Source organism: Lactobacillus sp. UMNPBX4 (assembly GCF_002554115.1).
Lineage (GTDB): Bacteria > Bacillota > Bacilli > Lactobacillales > Lactobacillaceae > Lactobacillus > Lactobacillus gallinarum.
Genome location: NZ_PCZF01000008.1, coordinates 1 through 20,444, shown reverse-complemented (window position 1 = coordinate 20,444; position 20,444 = coordinate 1). Strand labels below are relative to the sequence as shown.

The 20,444-nt window shown below is 37.0% G+C and carries 20 protein-coding genes and 2 pseudogenes; 4 read left to right on the top strand and 18 right to left on the bottom strand.

What is annotated here, in order from left to right; genetic code table 11:
• Positions 1 to 239: 239 nt before the first annotated feature.
• Both CP355_RS02640 and CP355_RS02635 read right to left on the bottom strand, forming a co-directional pair.
• A complete protein-coding gene (locus tag CP355_RS02640) occupies positions 240 to 1,295 on the bottom strand; it encodes an alpha-hydroxy-acid oxidizing protein (RefSeq protein WP_098043838.1) in 1,056 nt (351 codons plus the stop codon).
• Between the two features lie 197 nt (positions 1,296 to 1,492).
• Positions 1,493 to 2,029 carry an MgtC/SapB family protein gene (locus tag CP355_RS02635; protein ID WP_233186973.1) on the bottom strand — a complete coding sequence of 179 codons (537 nt, stop codon included), beginning with the start codon at positions 2,027 to 2,029 and terminating at the stop codon, positions 1,493 to 1,495.
• A gap of 218 nt (positions 2,030 to 2,247) precedes the next feature.
• On the opposite strand from CP355_RS02635, the gene CP355_RS02630 reads away from it, so the two are divergent.
• The gene (locus CP355_RS02630; protein ID WP_025005542.1) at positions 2,248 to 3,000 is read left to right on the top strand and encodes an MIP/aquaporin family protein; all 753 of its coding nucleotides are present in this window, start codon (positions 2,248 to 2,250) and stop codon (positions 2,998 to 3,000) included.
• A 51-nt stretch (positions 3,001 to 3,051) separates the two neighbouring features.
• Here CP355_RS02630 and CP355_RS02625 read toward each other — a convergent pair whose 3' ends face one another.
• Positions 3,052 to 4,392: a PTS sugar transporter subunit IIC gene (locus tag CP355_RS02625; protein ID WP_098043837.1), complete on the bottom strand. Its 1,341-nt coding sequence runs from the start codon at positions 4,390 to 4,392 to the stop codon at positions 3,052 to 3,054.
• A gap of 261 nt (positions 4,393 to 4,653) precedes the next feature.
• Here CP355_RS02625 and CP355_RS02620 point away from each other — a divergent pair, with 261 nt between their 5' ends.
• On the top strand, positions 4,654 to 6,081 hold the full coding sequence (locus CP355_RS02620; protein ID WP_098043836.1) for a 6-phospho-beta-glucosidase: 1,428 nt from the start codon (positions 4,654 to 4,656) through the stop codon (positions 6,079 to 6,081).
• Between the two features lie 65 nt (positions 6,082 to 6,146).
• On the opposite strand, the gene CP355_RS02615 is transcribed toward CP355_RS02620, so the two are convergent.
• The 8 genes from CP355_RS02615 to CP355_RS02580 form a co-directional block, all read right to left on the bottom strand.
• The gene (locus CP355_RS02615) at positions 6,147 to 6,476 is read right to left on the bottom strand and encodes a hypothetical protein (protein ID WP_013086716.1); all 330 of its coding nucleotides are present in this window, start codon (positions 6,474 to 6,476) and stop codon (positions 6,147 to 6,149) included.
• 89 nt (positions 6,477 to 6,565) lie between these two features.
• Complete coding sequence (locus CP355_RS02610) at positions 6,566 to 7,384, bottom strand: triphosphoribosyl-dephospho-CoA synthase (protein WP_098043835.1); 819 nt, start codon at positions 7,382 to 7,384, stop codon at positions 6,566 to 6,568.
• A 10-nt stretch (positions 7,385 to 7,394) separates the two neighbouring features.
• Entirely contained in the window at positions 7,395 to 8,192 is a 798-nt protein-coding gene (locus CP355_RS02605) for an alpha/beta fold hydrolase (RefSeq protein WP_098043834.1), read from the bottom strand.
• 1 nt (position 8,193) lies between these two features.
• A complete protein-coding gene (locus CP355_RS02600) occupies positions 8,194 to 8,856 on the bottom strand; it encodes a malonate decarboxylase holo-ACP synthase (protein WP_098043833.1) in 663 nt (220 codons plus the stop codon).
• On the bottom strand, positions 8,844 to 10,511 hold the full coding sequence (gene mdcD / locus CP355_RS02595; RefSeq protein WP_056945499.1) for a biotin-independent malonate decarboxylase subunit beta: 1,668 nt from the start codon (positions 10,509 to 10,511) through the stop codon (positions 8,844 to 8,846). Before mdcD ends, CP355_RS02600 begins: the two co-directional genes overlap by 13 nt.
• Positions 10,501 to 10,800 (bottom strand): malonate decarboxylase subunit delta, encoded by a 300-nt coding sequence (locus CP355_RS02590; RefSeq protein WP_025005536.1) that lies wholly within the window; start codon positions 10,798 to 10,800, stop codon positions 10,501 to 10,503. Before CP355_RS02590 ends, mdcD begins: the two co-directional genes overlap by 11 nt.
• Before the next feature lie 17 nt (positions 10,801 to 10,817).
• On the bottom strand, positions 10,818 to 12,461 hold the full coding sequence (gene mdcA, locus CP355_RS02585; RefSeq protein ID WP_098043832.1) for a malonate decarboxylase subunit alpha: 1,644 nt from the start codon (positions 12,459 to 12,461) through the stop codon (positions 10,818 to 10,820).
• Positions 12,461 to 13,378, bottom strand: a complete 918-nt coding sequence (locus tag CP355_RS02580; RefSeq protein ID WP_369823210.1) for an acyltransferase domain-containing protein — start codon at positions 13,376 to 13,378, stop codon at positions 12,461 to 12,463. Before CP355_RS02580 ends, mdcA begins: the two co-directional genes overlap by 1 nt.
• 103 nt (positions 13,379 to 13,481) lie before the next feature.
• Here CP355_RS02580 and CP355_RS02575 point away from each other — a divergent pair, with 103 nt between their 5' ends.
• Both CP355_RS02575 and CP355_RS02570 read left to right on the top strand, forming a co-directional pair.
• A complete protein-coding gene (locus CP355_RS02575) occupies positions 13,482 to 14,357 on the top strand; it encodes a LysR family transcriptional regulator (RefSeq protein ID WP_089143102.1) in 876 nt (291 codons plus the stop codon).
• Positions 14,358 to 14,453: 96 nt separating this feature from the next.
• Complete coding sequence (locus tag CP355_RS02570; protein ID WP_098043830.1) at positions 14,454 to 15,563, top strand: acyltransferase family protein; 1,110 nt, start codon at positions 14,454 to 14,456, stop codon at positions 15,561 to 15,563.
• A gap of 36 nt (positions 15,564 to 15,599) precedes the next feature.
• Here CP355_RS02570 and CP355_RS02565 read toward each other — a convergent pair whose 3' ends face one another.
• The 7 genes and pseudogenes from CP355_RS02565 to CP355_RS02535 form a co-directional block, all read right to left on the bottom strand.
• A complete protein-coding gene (locus CP355_RS02565; protein WP_098036492.1) occupies positions 15,600 to 16,709 on the bottom strand; it encodes an ATP-binding protein in 1,110 nt (369 codons plus the stop codon).
• Positions 16,710 to 16,904: 195 nt separating this feature from the next.
• Entirely contained in the window at positions 16,905 to 17,288 is a 384-nt protein-coding gene (locus CP355_RS02560; RefSeq protein ID WP_098043829.1) for a PTS transporter subunit EIIC, read from the bottom strand.
• A gap of 8 nt (positions 17,289 to 17,296) precedes the next feature.
• On the bottom strand, positions 17,297 to 17,620 hold the full coding sequence (locus tag CP355_RS02555) for a hypothetical protein (protein WP_143468320.1): 324 nt from the start codon (positions 17,618 to 17,620) through the stop codon (positions 17,297 to 17,299).
• Positions 17,621 to 17,653: 33 nt separating this feature from the next.
• Entirely contained in the window at positions 17,654 to 18,286 is a 633-nt protein-coding gene (locus CP355_RS02550; protein WP_098043827.1) for an MFS transporter, read from the bottom strand.
• Positions 18,279 to 18,925, bottom strand: a pseudogene (locus CP355_RS02545) (GyrI-like domain-containing protein). Before CP355_RS02545 ends, CP355_RS02550 begins: the two are co-directional and overlap by 8 nt.
• Before the next feature lie 9 nt (positions 18,926 to 18,934).
• A pseudogene (locus CP355_RS10480) lies at positions 18,935 to 19,138 on the bottom strand (hypothetical protein).
• 19 nt (positions 19,139 to 19,157) lie between these two features.
• The gene (locus CP355_RS02535; protein WP_089147991.1) at positions 19,158 to 20,273 is read right to left on the bottom strand and encodes an ATP-binding protein; all 1,116 of its coding nucleotides are present in this window, start codon (positions 20,271 to 20,273) and stop codon (positions 19,158 to 19,160) included.
• Between the last annotated feature and the right edge of the window lie 171 nt (positions 20,274 to 20,444).

The following is a 20,444-nucleotide window of genomic DNA, read 5'->3' as shown; positions in this document are numbered from 1 at the left end:
TTTTGTCTTAGCACCCTCTTTCTAAGCAAGCAAAGCATTTGAATTCTGTTATTTTTTAATTCAACTACTTCTTAGCTATATTAATTTTTATCACCTAAATTTATTACAAATACTTAATAATTCTTAAAATAGTTATTTAATCGTTAAAACAGCTTTATTAATTTATGAAAAATAAAAAGATTGATTATTCGCATCACATAATGTGATTTATAATAATCAATCTTTTCATCTACCTGCTATTATTCATAATGCAACACACTAGCATCAAATGAATTTGTATCCTTCACTCCTGTATACATCATCATTTCAGCCAATTCTTCATTCATCTTTTTCAGCTTATCTTCTGTCGCCCTAGTACCACTCTTCAATAATTCTGATAAAATTCCGCGACCAATCAAAACTGCATCTGCACCCAAAGCTAAAGCCTTATATGCATCATATCCACTCATTAAAGACCCATCAGCATAAATCTCCATACCGCTACCAGCTAACGCTTTCTTAATTTCGGGCAAGATTGATAAAGGCGGAATACCAAATGGTACGCGTCCATGGTGATGAGATACTACAATCGCCTTGCAGCCAGCTTGACGCGCCTTAAGTGCATCCGAAACTGACAGCACTCCTTTAGCAATAAATGGTAAATTGGTACTTTCAGCATAATGCTTTAAATCTTCCATCGTAATTGGACCTAATGGAATACCATCAACTACATCATATTTACCATTCTTACCTGCAATATGGTCTATGTCGATCCCAACAGCAACGGCACCTTTTTCTTCGGCGAATTTAATTTCATCTAAGATCTTATTGTGATCCGCAAATGGCTTAATGATTCGAATAGTATCGCCGCCTTGAGCAACAATCTCACCATATTCTTCATTTGTTTCCATACCGATCCAATTCAGTAAATCCATGTTGCGTGCAGCTATTGCCTTTTCCTGCATTGGTTTTCTAGTTTTATCACTTAATACTTTGTTCAAGTGAGATACAGCGGCTGGCATTAATGGGGATGAATATTTTCTACCTAAGATTGTAGTAGTTAAATCTGGTTCTACCGCATCGATCACGCGCATCTCCACTAAAATGTTATCTAAGAAGACACGATTATGAACATTAGCGTCATCAGCCTTGCCACTAGTTACTGGAATCATTCCTTTAGGACCAGGCCATTCACTTTTGATTTGCACTGTCTCTTCACTCTTATTTTTATCAGGCTCCATCAAAGATGAACCAGAATTAACATCAATAGTTTGGGATGCGCCCGTCACTACATCATTTTGATTGTCTTTATTCATAAAAATCCCCTTTCAAATCACAACGTAACAAGACTGATTTCAAAAATATTATTATTCATCGCCAGATCCCGCGCCATCTTAAAATAAGTCATATTTTTAGGAAACTTAAGGTTGCAAACGCAGATATACACATTTTGCGCATCAATTTGCTTATTAGCATCAACTTTAAAATTAAAATGTTTTACCTGTATTTTATTCTACTTAAAGTACGGCTGTAAAACTTGATCAAGTGTATGACGATCAGTATATTTGAATTCAACCTGCTTATATGTATTTACTTTAACAATTTTACGTAAAATGACTACCACCAGCAAAACAAACGCTCCACCGACAATTGCAATGCAGTAATATCCCATGCCAATTGCTAAACCGATACTTGCAGTAGCCCACAAAGATGTCGCTGTAGTATGTCCCATTACAAAATGGTGAGTAATAACGATGGTGCCTGCGCCGATAAAGCCAATGCTGCCAATCACTTGAGCGATTAGACGGGCTGGATCGACTCCGAGAACGGTTGACAAATCGTGGTAATTTTTAGCGTAATACAGAACCTGATTACAAATTGCTTCTTGTATCAATGCTAAGATACACGCTCCTAGACAAACCAAGATATGCGTTCTAAGGCCAGCTGGATGATTATGCTCTTCTCTATCCAAGCCAACAATTGCCGCAAAAATTGTAGCCATTGATAAACGTAAAATTATTTCTAAAAAATTAAGTTTGAAACTCATCATAATCTGGGGAACTTGGTTCCATACCCAATGGGCAAAAATTATTCTTTCTTACACCTTTATTCAAAAAATAATTAAGAATAGTCAACGAAAGCTATTTTCGAGCAAAATTCTTGCATTTTTTCAAAATAACTATATCTATTTTCTCAGTTAAGAGTATAATCTTTGGTTGTACTATTTTTCACATATTTTTTCTACTGGAGGAGTAAAAAGTATCTACTATGGAACATACTTGGTTAATGAAATATTTCGCTGAATTTTTCGGTACGATTATTTTGGTAGTTTTAGGCAACGGTTCAGTTGCCAATTCAGTATTGCGTGACACTGGAGGTAACAGTCGCGATGGACAAGCCAATGGTGGGTGGCTACTTATCGCATTTGGCTTCGGTTTTGGTGTCATGCTTCCTGCAATGTTGTTCGGTTCAATTTCAGGTAACCACTTGAATCCGGCCGTAACTCTTGCACAAGCATGTGCAGGTGCATTTCCTTGGGATCAAGTTCTGCCATATATCTTGGTGCAAATGCTTGGTGCAATCGTAGGTCAGCTTTTGTTAGTCGCTGTCTACTGGCCATACATTAAGAGAACCGCCAGCGATGACGCTGTTTTTGCCAGCTTTGCGACTGGTGACTCCGCCAACAGTAAGCTGAATGGTTTTATCACTGAATTTGTTGGTACAGCTATTCTTTTATTCGTAGCTGTTGGTTTATACCGTGGCATGTTCTTCAAGCAATCAGAAGATATTGCCAACATCGGTGTTGGTTTCTTAATCACCGCATTGGTTATGGCTGTTGGTGGTCCTACAGGTCCTGCATTAAACCCTGCAAGAGACTTAGGTCCACGTATCGTTTATGCACTTTGCCCATTACCACATAAGGGTTCCGCTCATTGGGACTACGGCTGGGTGCCAGTAGTTGCCCCAATCGCTGGTGGTATCTGTGGTGCATTGTTATACAAGATTGCATTTGGATTATAGAAAAACAAAAGATCGATGATCTTCGTTAAAAAACGGTGATCATCGATCTTTTTATTTAACTTCTTTAGTCGCTTTAGCCTGTTCTTGTTGATACAACATATTGTCATATCTCTTAATAAATGGGAAATATACAAAGAAACTAATTACCAATACTATTGCTTGCCAAATGGCAACTTTCCAACCACCAATAATAAAACCAGAAATAACTGGTGGCGTAGTCCATGGGACCTGCATCCCATTCAAATATGGCAAGACACCTAATTTAATTAACCAATAAGTACAGCCTGCAGAAATAGCTGGCATAATCATAAATGGTACAGCTAACATTGGGTTCATAACAACTGGCAAACCAAAGAGGACAGGTTCATTAATATTAAAGATACCAGGTACAATGGTCAATTTACCTACACTCTTTAATTGCTTGGATTTAGCAAAGAATGTCATGAATACCACTAACCCAATAGTAATTCCGGCACCAGTGACATTAATGAATTGATCAATCAATCCTGAAACAACTATATGACCGCCATGAGCAGCAGTTACATATCCATATTCCTTAAAGATATTAGCATTTTGTAGAGTATTGGCACCGAAGATTGAGCCTACGATACCACCTACCAAGTTGGAACCATGAACACCAAAAATCCAGAAGAATGGAATTAAGAATGCCACTAGCATAATACCACCAAAGGTATCAGACAAACCTTGTAATGGAATCTGAATTGTATGATAAATCCATTGAGTCATTGAAGTACCCATGAACTTTGCAAAGAACATGTATACAAGTAGCCACATAACTGTTAATGCGGAAGCCGGAATCAATGCAACAAAGGAGCTTGCAACTGCAGGTGGAACTTGTTCTGGTAATTTAATAGTGATCTTTTTCTTAACAAACCAGCAGTAAATCCAACCAGTAATTAAACCTACAATAATTGCTGCAATCGTTCCTTGACCACCTAACCAAGTACGGTCAATATAATTAGCTGACAATAAAACTGGAGCTTGCTTAGCAGAAATAACAGTCTTTGTTCCCTGCATAACTGCCGTGGTTGGACTCATAATAATCAAAAAACCAACAAATGAAGTAATACCTGCTGGAATTGGATCTATCCCATCTTTCTTTGCCCAAGTGTAGGCAATACCGATAACACTAAAAACAGAACCGATACCGAAAGTACAGTTGTATGCTTGACTCCAAAACTGAGTTAAGCCATTTTCATTCATCCAGTTGGCAACAGCTGGTAATGGAAATGAAGCTAATAACAAGAATACTGACCCAATCATAATGAATGGCAATGATAATACCATCCCATCTCTTAATGAGAGCATTGGTTTAGTATTAACAAACTTCATTACTGGGGGCAATATATATTTATTGAAGAATTTCCCCATGATAACTCCTCTCTCTTCTTAACTCTTCTTATTCCTTACACTTCTGTATTGTATGCAACCGTTTTCTTAAACTCAATAGTTATCACAGTATTAGGTAAAATTCTATTGTATTGACATGCATTTTATATCTGGAACACCTTGTTCCAAAAATAAATTATTATTCCAAAATATTCGAACCATACCAAAACTCCCATCTTCTCTTACTTACTTGCAAATGATTTCATATAATACAAGTAAGCAATAAATCAAAGGAGTTTTTTTATGACTAGAACTTTAGATAAGAATTTTTTATGGGGTGGCGCCGTTGCTGCCCACCAACTTGAAGGCGCATATCAAGAAGGCGGAAAAGGAATCTCCATCTCTGACATTATGACTCTTGGCGATCGTGATCATCCTCGTGAAATCACTAAAACCATCGAAAAAGATAAATATTATCCTAACCATGTAGGAATCGATTTTTATCACCACTACAAGGAAGATATTAAACTGATGGCAGAGATGGGATTCAAAGCATTTAGAACTTCAATTGCGTGGACACGCATCTTCCCCAATGGCGATGAAGATGCGCCTAATGAAGCAGGACTTAAATTCTATGATGATTTATTTGATGAATTGTTAAAATATGGTATCCAACCCGTTGTCACCCTTTCCCACTTCGAGATGCCTTATCATTTAGTAACTGAATATGGTGGCTGGTCCAACCGCAAATTAATTGATTTCTTTGCTCGCTTTGCTCATGTATGTTTTGAAAGATATCACAACAAAGTTAAGTATTGGATGACCTTTAATGAAATTAACAATCAAGCCAATTATGAAGATATTGGCAATGTGTTAAAAAATTCTGGTCTACTTTTCAAAAAAGGTGACGATAAAGAAAAAATGATGTATCAAGCAGCACACTATGAATTAGTAGCTAGTGCTGAAGCCGTTCAAATCGGACACGCTATTGATCCATCATTACAAATTGGCTGTATGTTGGCCTTTTGCCCTATTTACCCTGCTTCATCTAAACCCGAAGATATTCTTTTTGCCCAGCGTGCAATGGATTCACGTCTTTACTTTGGCGATGTGCATGTTAACGGTGAATATCCAAATTGGTTAAAAGCCTACTTCGATCGTAAGAATTATCACTTAGATATTACTAAAAAAGATTTGCAGATATTGAAAAATGGTACAGTAGATTATATTGCATTCTCCTACTACATGTCCTTCACTGCCAAATACACTGATCACATGGATTATCGTGAATATCAAGATTTAGTTTCCAACCCATATATCAAGACTAATGATTGGGGTTGGGCAATTGATCCAGTTGGTTTGCGCTATGCAATGAACTGGATGACTACCCGCTGGCATAAACCATTGTTTATCGTAGAAAACGGACTTGGTGCTTACGATAAAATGACCGCTGATCATCAAATTCACGATGATTACCGTGTTCAGTACTTCCGTGACCATATTAAGCAGATGGAAAAAGCAGTCATTGATGATGGTGTTGACTTAATCGGCTATTTGCCATGGGGATGCATTGATTTGGTTAGTGCAAGTACCGGTGAAATGAAGAAACGCTATGGCTTTATCTACGTTGATGAAGATGATTATGGTAAAGGCAGCTTCAAGCGCTACCCTAAGGATTCTTTTTACTGGTATAAAAAAGTAATTGCCTCAAATGGTGCGGATTTAGATTAATGAAAAATAAAAGATCGATGATCTTCGTTAAAAAACGTTGATCATCGATCTTTTTTGATATTATTTTAAAATTCAAACAAGCGGTGGTTAATGATAATTCTAAATTCACGATCTTCTTCATCAGCTAAACAACTAGCGACTAATGGTTCATAGCCTCTCTTTTCCTCATCAAACTGATTTCTTTCGGCATCTAGATCTTTAAAGACTTCATCGGGTAACTTATCAACTGGAATTTTGGCTGCTTTTGCTAATTCATCAAAGCTAACTACTACTCCATCTTGTAAAACATCATCATCTTTGCTTTCATTGTATTTCTTTACCAAGAGCTTCATGATGGCCAAAGTTTCTGGTCTTAAGTAATTCAAGGAATCAAAATCAATTACATAATCATCCATTGCATTTCCCATCCTTTCGTGAAAAATTATTTTTCTCACTTTTAGTATGGTATCCTTTTTGAAAATACCCAAGCAATATGAACTTTAATTTAAATTATTCCACGCTGCAGTCCCATAAAAATAGTAATAATCAGTAAATCAGCACTGCCGCCAAGACTATAATTTTTCTCTTTAAAAATGCAATTTAGCTCTAGCATGAATTGTTTACCAGCTCGAGTGCCATAACCACCCAATGCCAAATATTTTTGCGCCTGCTTGTGCGACCAATCAATTACTTCAACATTACCAGCCCTTTTAATCAAATTAGAATCTTCAATCTCACTAACAATCTCCATCAAGGTATCAAGCAAGCGCGTATTCAAGTCGCCACTTGTCTGTGCTAGAAATGGCAATGCGACACTTCTCACCAAAGGGTAGCCTGCCTCTGCTTCTGCTCTAACGCCGCCTTTGCCATATTGCAAAAATTGTCTTTCGCCAGCAGTCTCGCTCTTCTCTCCCAAATCATGCTTAACTAAGCCCCTAGTCATCATCTGAATTACTTCAAACTCATTACCGCCATGTTTTTGACAATATGCACATGCACAGACGAATAAACCTAATGAAAAAACCGCCCCTTTATGCGTATTCACATTATTCGTAGCGGCAAGCATTGCCTTCTCTGCCTTAATCCCAGCTTGTCGCAGCAGTTCAAACATCTGTCTTAAATCTTGTCCAGTAAAGTTAAAACCAATCTCAGCGGCTTGAACAAAATATTTTTCCAAACTTAAGCTACTATCAATGAACATATAGACGTTCATATCGGGATGAGAACCCACATCAGCTGGATCAACCAAGCCAGGCTTAGGATTAGTAACTACTTCATAAAGTAATGCTTTTAATGCATTTTGAGCGATCTCTTCTATTGCCATTTGTCTCTTTCTAATTACTCAAGTATCGATTTTTTAACAAAAAGTGCCGCAAAATCTGATTAAAACGATCTGGTACCTCTGCCATGATATCATGTCCACAATTATCAACCAAAGCCATATTTACGCGATCATTTTGTGTAGTCATCCATTTTGCAAAAAGAAAATTATAATATGGACCTTGAACGGCCGCAATTACATCGATAGGTACTTGGCTATCTTTGACCACCCCACGCCAATCATGGGCAATATGCTCACACAACAAATCAAAATTATCAGATCTACTAAAAGGGTGATCTATTCTAGCATTATTCAGTTTCATCGCTACTCGATTATCTATACCGCGCAAAGTCTCATGCACAGCAGGAACCATTTTAGCTTCTCTTACATAGTTACTTAACGTATAGTTCATAAAACCATATGACCAATCCGAAGTATTCAACATAAAAGGCGTTTGGTCTACGATAACCGCCAGTTTAACTAAATCTGGTGCGGTTTTAATCAAATTAAAAAGTAAACTGCCACCCATTGAATGACCGACAAACACAGCTTGTTTTATGCCTAAACATTGTACCAATTCAATCAAATCATCAGTTAGACGTTGTAAAGTATGATCATTTTTTGTTCTTTGACTCCGACCAAAATTGCGATGATCGTATGTGATCACCTGATATCCCATTTTAGTAAAATAGTCAACCTGCATAGTCCATACTTCTTGATAACCGCCAAAGCCAGCAACAAAAATAATTGGTTTGCCATTACCTTTTATCTGGTAATTAATTTTAATTCCATCATTAGTTACAAAATCCATTTCATCCCTCTTTAATTGCCTGCCATGGATTTTCACTTAAAATTGGACCAGTGACGGTTTTAATTAAAATCTGCTGATCACGTTCCAATGCATATTCTTCCAAAGAAAAGCCATTCTCACCATAAACTACTTGTACATCCGCATGCGTGCCAAATTGATTTAATCTAGCTAAAAATTTTCTTGCTTCAGCTACGTTCATTTTAGGTAAATCGGGCATAATCAAGTCTAAATCACTAGTATGCTCTGGACTTTCTTTGACCATCTTTACACCAGTTGCCATTTCATAAGCAAGTGAACCACTAATTCCCCACTGATAATCAGTTAAAAGTGGTGCAATCTTAACCAGTGCTTGAAAAGCAATTAATTTTTGCCTTTCAATTGGCAAATCACACCAAGACTCATGCTTAATAAAATAATCTGGATGATACTGCTTAACTATACTAGACTTTTTTAAATAGCCAGCCAAGCGTTGATTACGCTCGTAACCGCGCAAGCCTACCGGAATTAAACCATTTTTGAATTGACCACGTCTGACCACTACGATTTTAGCCTTAGACAAAGAATCCTTTGCCCATTCAGGTAAAGGATTCTCTTCTAATATTAAGTCGTCATCATTGGTAAACGTTAATAAATCATGCGGCCAAATATTAGTTATTTTTCCCATTGATCATCAACCATTTCGCGCATCTTAATTGTAGCTTTGCGTCCACTTTCAATTGCAATTGGAGTCTCATAACGGAAGCGCAAGTCAGTTGGTTGATCCTTTGTACTTGCAATAGCTTCATCGATTAATTCATGAACTTCCTTAACTGCATCATCGTTGGCATCCCAAGATGAAACATCATGCACTAGCTTGTATAAAGCACCCAATTTTTCATAATTGAAGATATCGTAAGCCATTGCAGGAACATGTTTAGTAGCTTCTTCAAGTTCGGCAATAGTTCTTTGGGTAATTCTAGCAGCAGATGCCTTAGACATCGCTTGAATAGTGATTGACTTATCAGCTAAGGCGATCATGCGGTTAGATTGCAAACCATGAGCTAAGAAACCACCTGAAACAGCATCCCCAGGAATAAAGTCAATTACTGGGTGGCCAGCTTGACGAGCCTTAGCATAAGCAGCAGCACTAGAAGCTAATCCAATGTGAATTCCAATTAATTCTTCTTTGTAACCATAAGCCTGACTTGGTACATCTACAATCAAAATGATTGGACGCTTAACCTCTTTATCCTTGTCTTCTTCAACAATCTTATTAACGATCTTAGAGATGACAAATCCTTCTTGCAAGCCCACTTCACCATTACGTACGCGTGGGAAGCGATTATTCTTGTCTGGCACGATAGCAATATATTCTTTGCCATCAACTTCAGCTGCTAAAACTGTTGGATATTCTGACTTAGCATTTTTAATGCCAGTTAATTTTTCAAACCATAAACGACCGCGGCTCTTATCACCTGGTGTATCGCTAGATACAGCACTTGGAATTTCATGCTTTTCAGCTTTTGTTTCGTTGAAAATCTTGCGATATTCTTCAGTAGTTAATGGCTTTGAAAAATCGATCTTATCAAGCAAAGTTAAATAGAAATCAGCCTTATCAGTTCTGTGAGCATCCTTCTTTTGATCGATTGCTTCAGAAATCGCATTCTTAATAGTTTCAACATCATCTTCAACTAATTCATCAGCAATGCCAGTCTTAACTCTTTGACGAGTACCCAAAGTATTCCAAATTAAGTCCTTATCGCTAGAGTCAAATTCACGTACGCCTGCTTCTTGTTCGATAACTTCCGGTCCGTTCAAGGCAACTCTAGCCTTCTTGGTAGTAATTAGGTATGACAAAACGGCACTAGTGATTGACATACCACCAAAACTACCAACTCTACCCGGCACCAAACCAATTACAGGAACATATTTCTTCAACGCGATAACTGAATTTTGAATTTCAGAAATTGACAAAAGGCCATAATTTGCTTCTTGAAGACGTACACCACCAGTATCCAAAATAATGATTGGATAGATAGTCTTACCATTCTTATTGTCATCTAAGGCTTCTTCTAAAGCAGCAACGATCTTGGCACCGGAAACTTCACCAATACCACCACCTTGGAATTTACCTTCAATGGAAATCACGACAACATTTTTGCCATTCAAGGTACCTTTAACTAAGATAACCCCATCATCACTTTCGGGCACAATCTTCTGTGGCTCAAGGTGAGGCGAAATCATATCATATTCTGGACCAACTAATTCGCGACCAGAGTTTTCATCAACTAATGCAAATGCACGCTGACGACCATTTAATTCAACAAAACTATTTTTCATCTTTCAAAGCCTCCATTGCTTGAGTCAAACGCAAGTTAACAACACCAGGGGTTGCACCAAAATCGTGAACAATAAACTTACCGTTTAATGGATAACGAGCAAAGAAACGATCGAGCACATTTTGCCAAACTTTTTCAAAGCCATCGCTACCAGTAGTGATATCTAATGTTGTCTTTTCCCCATCTGCTGGGTAAACCAAGATTTCTAAGTCACCGGAGGCTACCACACCAACGTGGGCAAATTTCTTTACGGGTGTAGAATTTTGATATTCAAAGTGTAATTTTTCCATTATTCTTTCCTCCTCAATTATGACCAAGATCTAAATTTTGCAGGTGGATTGTAAAGGCCATGGGACCATTCAACAATATCATCCATAGTTTGAGCTGCAAGAAGTGAACGCTTAGCATCTTCACGGCGTACGCCTAAGTCTTCTGGCAATGCGACAATGCCCTTTTCACGCAGCTTCTTTACTTCTTCTGGATTTGAACGTAAACCAACAGGAGTTACACCAGCAATTGCTTCAATTGCGGCTTTTCTTTCTTCCATGCTGTCGGTCTTGTAAAGATATGCGATACCTTCTTCAGTGACGATATGCGTGGTATCTTCTGAATAAATCATGATTGGCACGTTAGCCAACTTAGCTTCTTTTCTAACTTCTTCAGCATCCAAGTGATCAACAAAGACTGGCTTCTTATTTGCACCAAAGGTTTCAACCATTTGAACAACCAATTTTTGACCCTTAGCCAATGGATCATCATCTGGCTTTAAGCTTTGCCAAGCTGGAGTTGAGTGACGACGACCAGTCGGGTTAGAACCCATGTTAGGTGCACCACCAAAGCCTGACAAACGACCATTAGTAACAGTTGAAGAGTTACCCCATTGGTCAATTTGCAAAGTAGAACCAACGAACATATCAAGTGCATATTGACCAGCAACCTGACCTAAAGCACGATTAGAACGCATGGTACCATCTTTACCAACAAAGAAAATGTCTGGACGAGCGGCAATATATTTTTCCATCCCGACTTCGCCACCAAATGAGTGGATTGATTGAACCCAACCACTTTCAATTGCTGGAATTAAAGTTGGAGTTGGATTCAATTCCCAATTGCGGCAGATCTTGCCCTTGAGTCCTAATTGTTCACCATATGTTGGCAATAGAAGTTCGATTGCAGAAGTGTTAAAGCCAACACCGTGATTTAAGGTTTGAACATGATGCTTAGCATAGATTCCTTTAATTGCCATCATCCCCATCAAAATTTGTAATTCGGTGATTGCTTGTGGATCACGAGTAAACAAAGGCTCCAATTGATATGGCTTATCAGCTGGAATAATGACATCGACCCAGTCGCTAGGAATATCAACACGTGGTAATTTATCAACAACTTCGTTTGCTTGCACGATCACGATTCCATCATGAAAGGCTGCGGCTTCCACAATCGTTGGCGTTTCTTCTGTATTAAAACCAGTGTAAAGATTACCTTCACGGTCAACCTTATCTGCAGCTACTAAAACAACGTTTGGAATTAAGTCAATGAACAAACGACCAAACAACTCAAGGTAAGTATGAATGTCACCAACAGTCATCGTACCATCAGCAATCATTTGTGATACACGAGTACTTTGTGGGCCAGCAAACGAGAAGTCCATCTTTGAAGCAATGCCTAAGTCAAAGATATCAAGATGTTCAGGACGTGAAATACTAGACATAATCATATGTAGATCATGAACACGTTCTGGATCAACCTTGGTTAAGGCATCTGACAAGAATGATGCTTGCTTTTGGTTATCTCCCTCAAGCACTACCTTGTCGCCTGGTTTAATCAAAGTATTCAACACTTCAACAACATCTTCAGTTTTAGCAAATTTGCCGTTCAATAATGAACTGGCACTTGCTAAACGTGTATTTTTCGCATCCCGATGAGTATGCCAATTCTTTTCTTCTACCATTATTTCTTCTCCCATTTATTAAATAAATAATCTGCATCATCAACCGACATTGTCGATAACGTAACCATATGTAATTGATCCGTCTTTGCTTTTAGTAGTTTGGTAAAAGCTGTTCCAGGTGAAAATTCGGAGCTAACATCAGGTTGATATTCAAGAGCAACCTGCATCATCGTTTCCCAAAGTACTGGGTAAATTACGTTGTTGCCTAAATCATATTTGATATCTTTTAAGCTCCTTACTGCGTGACCATTGTAATTAGCTAAATATATGCAACTAGGTTGATGCAAATTAAGCTGAGCAATAAAAGTATTCAGCTGATCAGCTGTCTTTTGCATTAGCGGCGAATGCGATGGGTTAGGCACATGCAGCAATTTTGCTTTTGATGCACCGTTTTCTTTAGCCAATGCTAGAACTTGCTTAATCGCACTGAGTTTCCCAGAAATAGTATTCTGCATTTCTGAGTTTTGATTAGAAATATAAACTGGATTGGTATCTGAATGAACTTCAGCAACTAACTTTTTTACTTCTGGACGGCTCAAGCCAACTACAACACCCATGCCGTAGCCTTCTAGATAACATTCCTGCATCAACTTAGCTCTAAGAGCTACTAACTTGAAAACATCTTCTTTATTTATGACACCAGCTGCATAAGCTGCCGCAAATATGCCTAAAGAATGTCCTGCAACTAAAGTCGGCTGCCAGCCTAACTTTTTCAATTGATCGACTTGATCAATCTGCAAAAGCAAAATACTTAGCTGAATTTGAACTGAATCTTGATAGCCCTCAGCAGTATCCAGTAGCTTGACATTGGTCCATTTTTCTACCTGCTCTTTCAGTTGAGGATCGACTTTGTCAAGCATGCCCGGATTTTGACCACCTTGACCCGGAAATAACCATAAGTTTCGCAAAATAATCACCTCTTTGGATCTCACATTTTTTAGTTTAAAACGTTTGAATGACAATTTATAATATATAAATAGAATAATACTTAACCAAATAGTTATGAATTGAGCGAGTAAAATGAATCTAACTACATTAAAATACTTTATTTCGGTAGCTTCCCTTGGATCAATCACCGAAGCTGCAAAGGAAGCCTATGTCAGTCAATCTGCCGTCAGCAAAACTATTAAACAATTAGAGGACGAAATCGGTGTGAAATTATTTGATCGTGAAGGCAGAACGATCAAGCTAAATCAACAAGGAAAATTGTTTTATTCTTATGTTTCCGACAGTTTAAATTTGCTTGATCGCGGGATTAAAGCAGTGCAAGGTTCTAAAAATATCGATCAAAGCCCTTTGAATGTCTTATTTACTGTTGCTTCGCCTTTAATTTCTAAAATAATTTTGTGCATGCAGGAAGTTTTACCCAATATCAGCTTGAATATTCATCAGAAAAATAGTTTTGCCAAAGATCTAGAACAATTTGACTTTATTATTTCTACTGCCAAGATCCCCAACTTTAATAGCATCCCCATCACCACTGAAGAATTGCTGATCGGTGCCAAAAAAGGCATTCTTCCTAACAAGGATTTCATTGAACTAAAAGATTTAGAAAAATATATCTTTGTCGGTCTTGATAAAGAAACCGAGCTGCAACAAACTATCGATCAATTTTTAATGGCTCACAAAATCAAACTAAATTATCAATATCAATCTGATGAACCAGCGACGGTGCGGCAGTTAATTGCAAGCGGAATTGGGATCGGTTTTATCCCAGCTATTAGTTGGCAGGACTTTGAAACTCAAAATATCACTAAGGCTCATATTTATCCAGAAGCTCCTCAACGCACGATTTATTTAAATTCGCCTCATCATAATTTAACTGATACCCAGCGGTTGTTTAGCAATGAAATTGCCAATGTTTTCTTGCAAGAAATAGATGCTGCAACAAAATAATTATGAATTTAAACCGTTGCTTTTTTTAAAAAATACCGTTAAATTAAACTTGAACTTCTTTTGGATCTCACAATTCAAAAGAAAAGAGAGATTTTTATGAAAAAATATCAGTTTAACAGCTCTAGTGCAGCTGATATTGGTAATTATTTGAAAGTTTTCGCCTGTACGGCTGTGATATCGCAGCCAATTATGTCGATGATCATGGGTACCGGGCAGCCCACTCATGTGCAGGACGTTTTTGGCGTTTTTTATAATTTAGTGAAATATACGGCACCGGCCTTTATCTTTGGTATTTTGTACACTACCATTCGGACTAATGATGAAAAAGGCAGTTTCTCATATGCCAAACATATGCGAGCTAACTGGTCTAATCTGTTTGTACCAACTATTTGGTGGACATTGATTTACCTTTTTGGGATGCCATGGGTGCAACAAGTCAATCATTTTAATAGCATCGGTTCATTTTACTGGCAATTTATTAATGGTAATGCGGCACCACACCTTTGGTACAACACGATGATGTTGCAATTCATTATCCTAATGCCACTTTTTTGGGCACTAAGCCGTTTTGTTGGTCATAACTTAACACGCGGAATTTGGGTTGCAATCATTACTTTTGTGCTATACTTCGCCTGGCTGTGGTTATATGACTACTACGTTTTCCACGGCGTGCATGAACATGATTGGTATCTGCTTGATCGCGTGTTCATTTCATTCTTTATCTATGGTGTGTACGGGATGTTAGCTTGGCAACTGCGAGGTTATTACAACCAGCTAGTCACTAAGTTATGGTGGCTGATCTCAATTTTGTTCATCGGTTGCTTCATTTGGACTAACATCGAATTACAAAAATTTGGTCATCCCATCAACTTTAACAATGCACCATACTACAAGCCATCAATGACCTTGTACTGTTTAGCAGTTATTGCACTAATCTCTGCATTTTGTTTGCACCAAGTTAGAAAAAATTCACGGGCTAGTTTAAACGTCTTTCACTTTTTAGCTACTTATGCTTATCGAGCATACTTATCCAATGTCTTTTGGAATCAACTAGTCTGGCGCGGACTTAACATGCAATATCACGCAATCTATCATCCAATCTTGACTTTGTTTGGCACCTGGATTTTAACGTGGATCCTGTCTTTCACTTCCGCATATTGCTTGCATGTCTGGTGGATGAAAGCAAAAAGTTTAATTTTAAGATAAAAAAGAAGTTACTCACGCGGAGTAACCTCTTTTGCTTTATTCTTCAATTCCATATAATTCTGCAGCTTCCAGCAAAAAATCTTTCATGAATGGTAATGAAAATGTGACCTTACCATATCCTGTATCTACGATTACTTGACTGTCCATCAATCTTTGGCGATATTGAGAAATATAATTGGAACTCTTTTTCATTTGTTCACGAATATAACTTATTTCCACAATATTCTTAGGGCAATTAGCCATAATAAATAAGAATTTCCTATCTGTTGGCGACAATTCAGATAGTATCTTAGTATAAGCATTACGAAAAAGATCATTTTTAAATAATGGGATAGATTTCTCCACACTTTCTTCCGTAACCTTATTATCAGAATTTTGCCAGACATAATATCCCAGATCTTGAAATGCATAAGCATATCCCTTAGTCAGTTTGGTTATTTTCATTAGAGTATTATTATCGATTTCTTTGTTTCCTCTCTCAAAGGCTTTTTGATAGCGATATTTAATGTCAAAAAGATCAAGCGGACCTAATGGCACGCGCCCACTTCTCAGAAGAAAAGTTAAGACATCATTATTTTGCAGTTCAGAAACATTTTTAGGTACCCCCGTCATCATAATATTAATAGGGTACTCCTTTAGCACCATTATCTGATAAATAGAAGCCAAATTAACAATTTCAGGAGTTTCTTTAACTTCATCTATTGCAATCAATAGAGATTGATCATGCTTTTTTAATACTTTTAACATTTCTTCTAATAAAACTTGATAAGTAGACTGAGGATTAGAAACATGCACTTCAAGTTCAAAACCAAATGCTGAGAACTTCACCCCATCAATCCTATCTAGTGCTTTTTTAATTGTATTATTAGCTTCCTGATAAATACTCTGAATTAAGGTGGCAAGCAAATCATTAGTCATAGCTAAATAGATAACGAGCCAATTATTCTTCTGTTCTAATGTGGAGGTTATATCAGCTAACAAAGAAGTTTTTCCTACGCCACGCATCCCATAAATCATTGAAGTTTGATAAGGACCTGTTCCACTTTCAAGTGATTGGACTATATCTTCTACTATTTTCTGTCGCCCTAAATATATTTTTGGTACCTTACCAAAGTTAGGATCAAAAGGATTATTCATGTTAGTCATTATTTTAATCCACCTACTTTTATATCTTTTTAGTTCTTGAAATTTATTTTAGATCTCTTTAGATCTTCTGTCTATTTTTAGATCTCTTTAGATCTTATAAAATTTCTTTTAAGATAAAAAAGAAGCTACTCATGTGGAGTAACTTCTTTTATTTAAATCTTTGGTTTTTATAATTTTATTTAAAATTTACGGTAATTAAGCTTTCTTAGCATTCTTTTGTTCTTCGGCAACAGCCTTATTATCGGCAATCTTGAAGAATGGGAACCAAATCAAAGTACTTAAGACTACTACAACCATAGCGATGATAAAGAATGGAATACCACCTGAGAAGAATGCTTGAACAACACCAGGCATAGTCCATGGTAATTGAATAAATGGGTTAACAGTAGCATGGAACAAATCAATCAATCCCCAACTTACCAAACCATTAATGATAGGTTCAAACAGCATTGGTAAGAAGAAAACAGGGTTTAACATAATTGGCATCCCGAATACCAATGGTTCATTAATATTGAACAATGCTGGTACTCCGGCCAATTTTAACATTTGTTTGTAGCGATCAGATTTTGCTCTAAACATAGAAATAATTAAACCGATTGTAGCACCCTACCACCAAAAGCACTGTTTAAAATGACAGAAAGCATTGCCATGGTGACGTATGGCATTGGTTGACCAGCCTTAAATGCATTCTGGTTAACAATACCGTTAGCAATGATAATTGGCATTACAATACCATAAACCATGTTAGGGTGAATACCAAAGAACCATAAAACATTAGCCAAGGTGTAAATAGCAATAATACTAATTGGAGAAGCAGTAAATGTCTGAAGTGGTGTTTGAACCAATTTAGTAACACAATCAAAGATGTTACCAAATGCAGTATAACTAAATGCTCCTCTAATTAAAGTCATTAATACCAAAATAATTCCGGCAATTAATGATGGCTAAAGTGAAGCTGAAACATTAGGTGGAACACTGTCAGGCAATTTAATTACGATATTCTTTTTATTGAGGAATACGTAAAGCATCCCGACAACCCAACCAACAAGAATAGCAACAACCATACCAGATGAACCAAGGTAATTGGTACCAAATGCTGTCACTTGAGTCAACTTAGCGTGCGGCCCAAAGGCCACGGCACAAGCGGTAATCATCGTCCCGATCCCCATCATGAAGCCGAGTTTTTCTTTAGGTACTTCAGCTAAGATAATGTTGTACATCAGCGGCAAGCCTATACCGGTACCGATTCCTTGCAAGACTCGATCCACTAACAAAAGGTCAAACCATGGAGTAACGATATCAATCAGCAAACCCACTATGAATAACGAAACTCCTAGAATAAAAATACTTTTAGTAGGAATTCGCAATCTAATCTGAGAACTAATCGGTACAATCGTCGCAATCACTAGCAACACCAAGGTGTTAACCCATTGAACTTGATCGGTAGTAATCGCAAAATCTCTGGTCAAGATTGGAAAAGTAACTGTCGTTGCCGTTTCGTCAAGGATTCCCAAAAACGAGAGCATCCCTGCGGATAAAATCGCCATCACCAAACGTGGCGTAACTTTTTTAGTCATTGTTCATCTTCTTTTCTTTAACAGGCAAGCGAATAATCGTTTTTAAATTTTCCACCTTCGTGCGCTGAGGATTTGATAAGTAAATTTCATGATGACGCCGCTTATCCGAAAAATCTAATTTCAAATTATTTTCAGTAATAAATTGATGCATCTTGTCGATTGTAGCTGGCTCATCATCATAACTGCCATGATGCATGATTTGCACGCATTTTCCTTCAGTCAAAGTAAGTAATTTAACTGGTGAAAAATCCAACCCCTTCTTAACTGCAGCTTCTTTTTTAGTCCAAGTCAAAACATCATCTGTCACAAAATCAGGCATCCGAATGTAGGAAATGAAATTGAACTTTTCTTTGTGAGCATAATCAATACCTTCAACGCCATCTTGCCACCAAAAGCCTTCAAGCGGTGGAACCACGAAGTCGAAATAATCTTTAATCTGATGTGAGCCTTTTTTACTCATTTTAATTGTATAGGCTAGACTATACAACAATTGTAGATCCTGCTTGTATTCTCCGCCCTCTTGATTGGGATCACCTTGACCTTGAACAGCTAGATATTGCATCTGCGGAACATCAACCAATTCAGGCTTCTTGCCCGAACGATAGAATTTTTTTCTTCTTTTTTAAAATCGTAAGCCATATTCTGCCTCTATAGTTGATGAAATTTAACTGTCTTATTCTTAAGTGAAATTTTCTTCACTTTAAAGCCATAATCAGGCAGTTCTTTCTTATAACGTAAAAATGAATGGTCGATTGGTAGACCCGCTGCTTTTTAAACCTCATCAAATGAGAGCTAAAAGTCGCCAGTTTTGTTGTTTTTAATATATTGCCATAATTGATCGTATTTACTCATATCTATATCTTCACTTTCTTTAAGCTAAATGTTCTAAATTATATTTTTCCACAAACTCTGCAAAAAATGGCAGTGCCAGTTGAACTACTCCTCTTTCAGGTGAAGTAATCAACTGATCATCTAGCAAGCGTGCGCGATATACTGAAATATAGTTAATCGGTTTATGCAAAATATCTTGCAATTGCTTTGTTGTCACCCAATTGGTTCCAGCTTTAATCATCGCATTAATAAAGTCACGATCGGTTTTAGAAATGTCCATATACATTCTTTCATAAGCATTTCTGAATAAATCTTTTTTAGTGGCCTCTATTGTCTGCTTTAAAACCTCCTCATCTAGCTGCAAATACTCTTGACTAAAACGCCAGGCATAGTAACCAATAGTTTGAAAAGCATAAGCGTAGCCTTTTACCGCACGACTCATTTCATCTAATACCATGAAGTCAATTTCACGTTTACCTTTAGTAAATGCCTTCTCATAGCTAGCGGTTATTGTTTCCTCATCTAACGGAGATAAGTAAATCCGATTGCTACGCAATAAAAAAGTAAGAGTATTATCATTCTGTACTTCAGAAATTCTGCTTGGTAATCCTGTCATTAATAATGAAATATCATATTCATCACCAATTAAAGTTTGATATTCTGATCCAAAGGCTCGCACATCATCACTAATTTCAATTTCATCAATGCCAATCAAAATAGATTTGCCTTGCTTTTTTAAGCGACTCAATAAAATAGAAATATATTCATCATAATCAATTTGCTGAGATTCTTGTAATGCTTGCCAGGTAATACCATTGCCCATAATATTTAAGCTTTTAACATTCTTTAATAAATCAACTAATGAAAGCCCTGCTGCTCGTTGAAGACCATGCATTAATTGGAATAATAGATTACCTTGCCCATTGTTTAAACGAATGAATATCCAATTGTCTAATTTCTCTAAAGACCTTTGAACATTTAAAAGAAAAACAGTTTTTCCCGATCCTCTCGTTCCATACACCAAAGACGTTTGATATTTAGCATCATGTGTTTGCAGTCCTGTCAAATAATCGGTTAATGCTTCTTGTTGATCAATGATAATTTTAGGAAAACGTCCAAAACTAGGCATAAACGGATTTAACATTTTTTCTTCCATAAGATTCCTTTTTATAGAGTTTTTATAATCAAAATTTACGTTTTATAGAGTTTTTATAATTATTATCTTTTATTTTATACTTCTTTTATAATTAACTCAATTTCTCACTCTGGCCAGTAAGTGTCAATGTTTTTGCGGTAGCCTTTAAACCATTAGTCTAACCTTAATTTC

What these genes read in the sequence shown, in the direction of transcription:
- mdcD (WP_056945499.1), bottom strand. Translation starts at nt 10,511, where the DNA reads ATGAAAAATAGTTTTGTTGAATTAAATGGTCGTCAGCGTGCATTTGCA.
- CP355_RS02535 (WP_089147991.1), bottom strand. Translation starts at nt 20,273, where the DNA reads ATGGAAGAAAAAATGTTAAATCCGTTTATGCCTAGTTTTGGACGTTTT.
- CP355_RS02635 (WP_233186973.1), bottom strand. Translation starts at nt 2,029, where the DNA reads ATGATGAGTTTCAAACTTAATTTTTTAGAAATAATTTTACGTTTATCA.
- CP355_RS02615 (WP_013086716.1), bottom strand. Translation starts at nt 6,476, where the DNA reads ATGGATGATTATGTAATTGATTTTGATTCCTTGAATTACTTAAGACCA.
- CP355_RS02610 (WP_098043835.1), bottom strand. Translation starts at nt 7,384, where the DNA reads ATGGCAATAGAAGAGATCGCTCAAAATGCATTAAAAGCATTACTTTAT.
- CP355_RS02590 (WP_025005536.1), bottom strand. Translation starts at nt 10,800, where the DNA reads ATGGAAAAATTACACTTTGAATATCAAAATTCTACACCCGTAAAGAAA.
- CP355_RS02570 (WP_098043830.1), top strand. Translation starts at nt 14,454, where the DNA reads ATGAAAAAATATCAGTTTAACAGCTCTAGTGCAGCTGATATTGGTAAT.
- CP355_RS02620 (WP_098043836.1), top strand. Translation starts at nt 4,654, where the DNA reads ATGACTAGAACTTTAGATAAGAATTTTTTATGGGGTGGCGCCGTTGCT.
- CP355_RS02575 (WP_089143102.1), top strand. Translation starts at nt 13,482, where the DNA reads ATGAATCTAACTACATTAAAATACTTTATTTCGGTAGCTTCCCTTGGA.
- CP355_RS02625 (WP_098043837.1), bottom strand. Translation starts at nt 4,392, where the DNA reads ATGGGGAAATTCTTCAATAAATATATATTGCCCCCAGTAATGAAGTTT.
- CP355_RS02640 (WP_098043838.1), bottom strand. Translation starts at nt 1,295, where the DNA reads ATGAATAAAGACAATCAAAATGATGTAGTGACGGGCGCATCCCAAACT.
- CP355_RS02555 (WP_143468320.1), bottom strand. Translation starts at nt 17,620, where the DNA reads ATGACTTTAATTAGAGGAGCATTTAGTTATACTGCATTTGGTAACATC.
- CP355_RS02605 (WP_098043834.1), bottom strand. Translation starts at nt 8,192, where the DNA reads ATGGATTTTGTAACTAATGATGGAATTAAAATTAATTACCAGATAAAA.
- mdcA (WP_098043832.1), bottom strand. Translation starts at nt 12,461, where the DNA reads ATGGTAGAAGAAAAGAATTGGCATACTCATCGGGATGCGAAAAATACA.
- CP355_RS02565 (WP_098036492.1), bottom strand. Translation starts at nt 16,709, where the DNA reads ATGACTAACATGAATAATCCTTTTGATCCTAACTTTGGTAAGGTACCA.
- CP355_RS02560 (WP_098043829.1), bottom strand. Translation starts at nt 17,288, where the DNA reads ATGTTTAGAGCAAAATCTGATCGCTACAAACAAATGTTAAAATTGGCC.
- CP355_RS02630 (WP_025005542.1), top strand. Translation starts at nt 2,248, where the DNA reads ATGGAACATACTTGGTTAATGAAATATTTCGCTGAATTTTTCGGTACG.
- CP355_RS02550 (WP_098043827.1), bottom strand. Translation starts at nt 18,286, where the DNA reads ATGACTAAAAAAGTTACGCCACGTTTGGTGATGGCGATTTTATCCGCA.
- CP355_RS02600 (WP_098043833.1), bottom strand. Translation starts at nt 8,856, where the DNA reads ATGGGAAAAATAACTAATATTTGGCCGCATGATTTATTAACGTTTACC.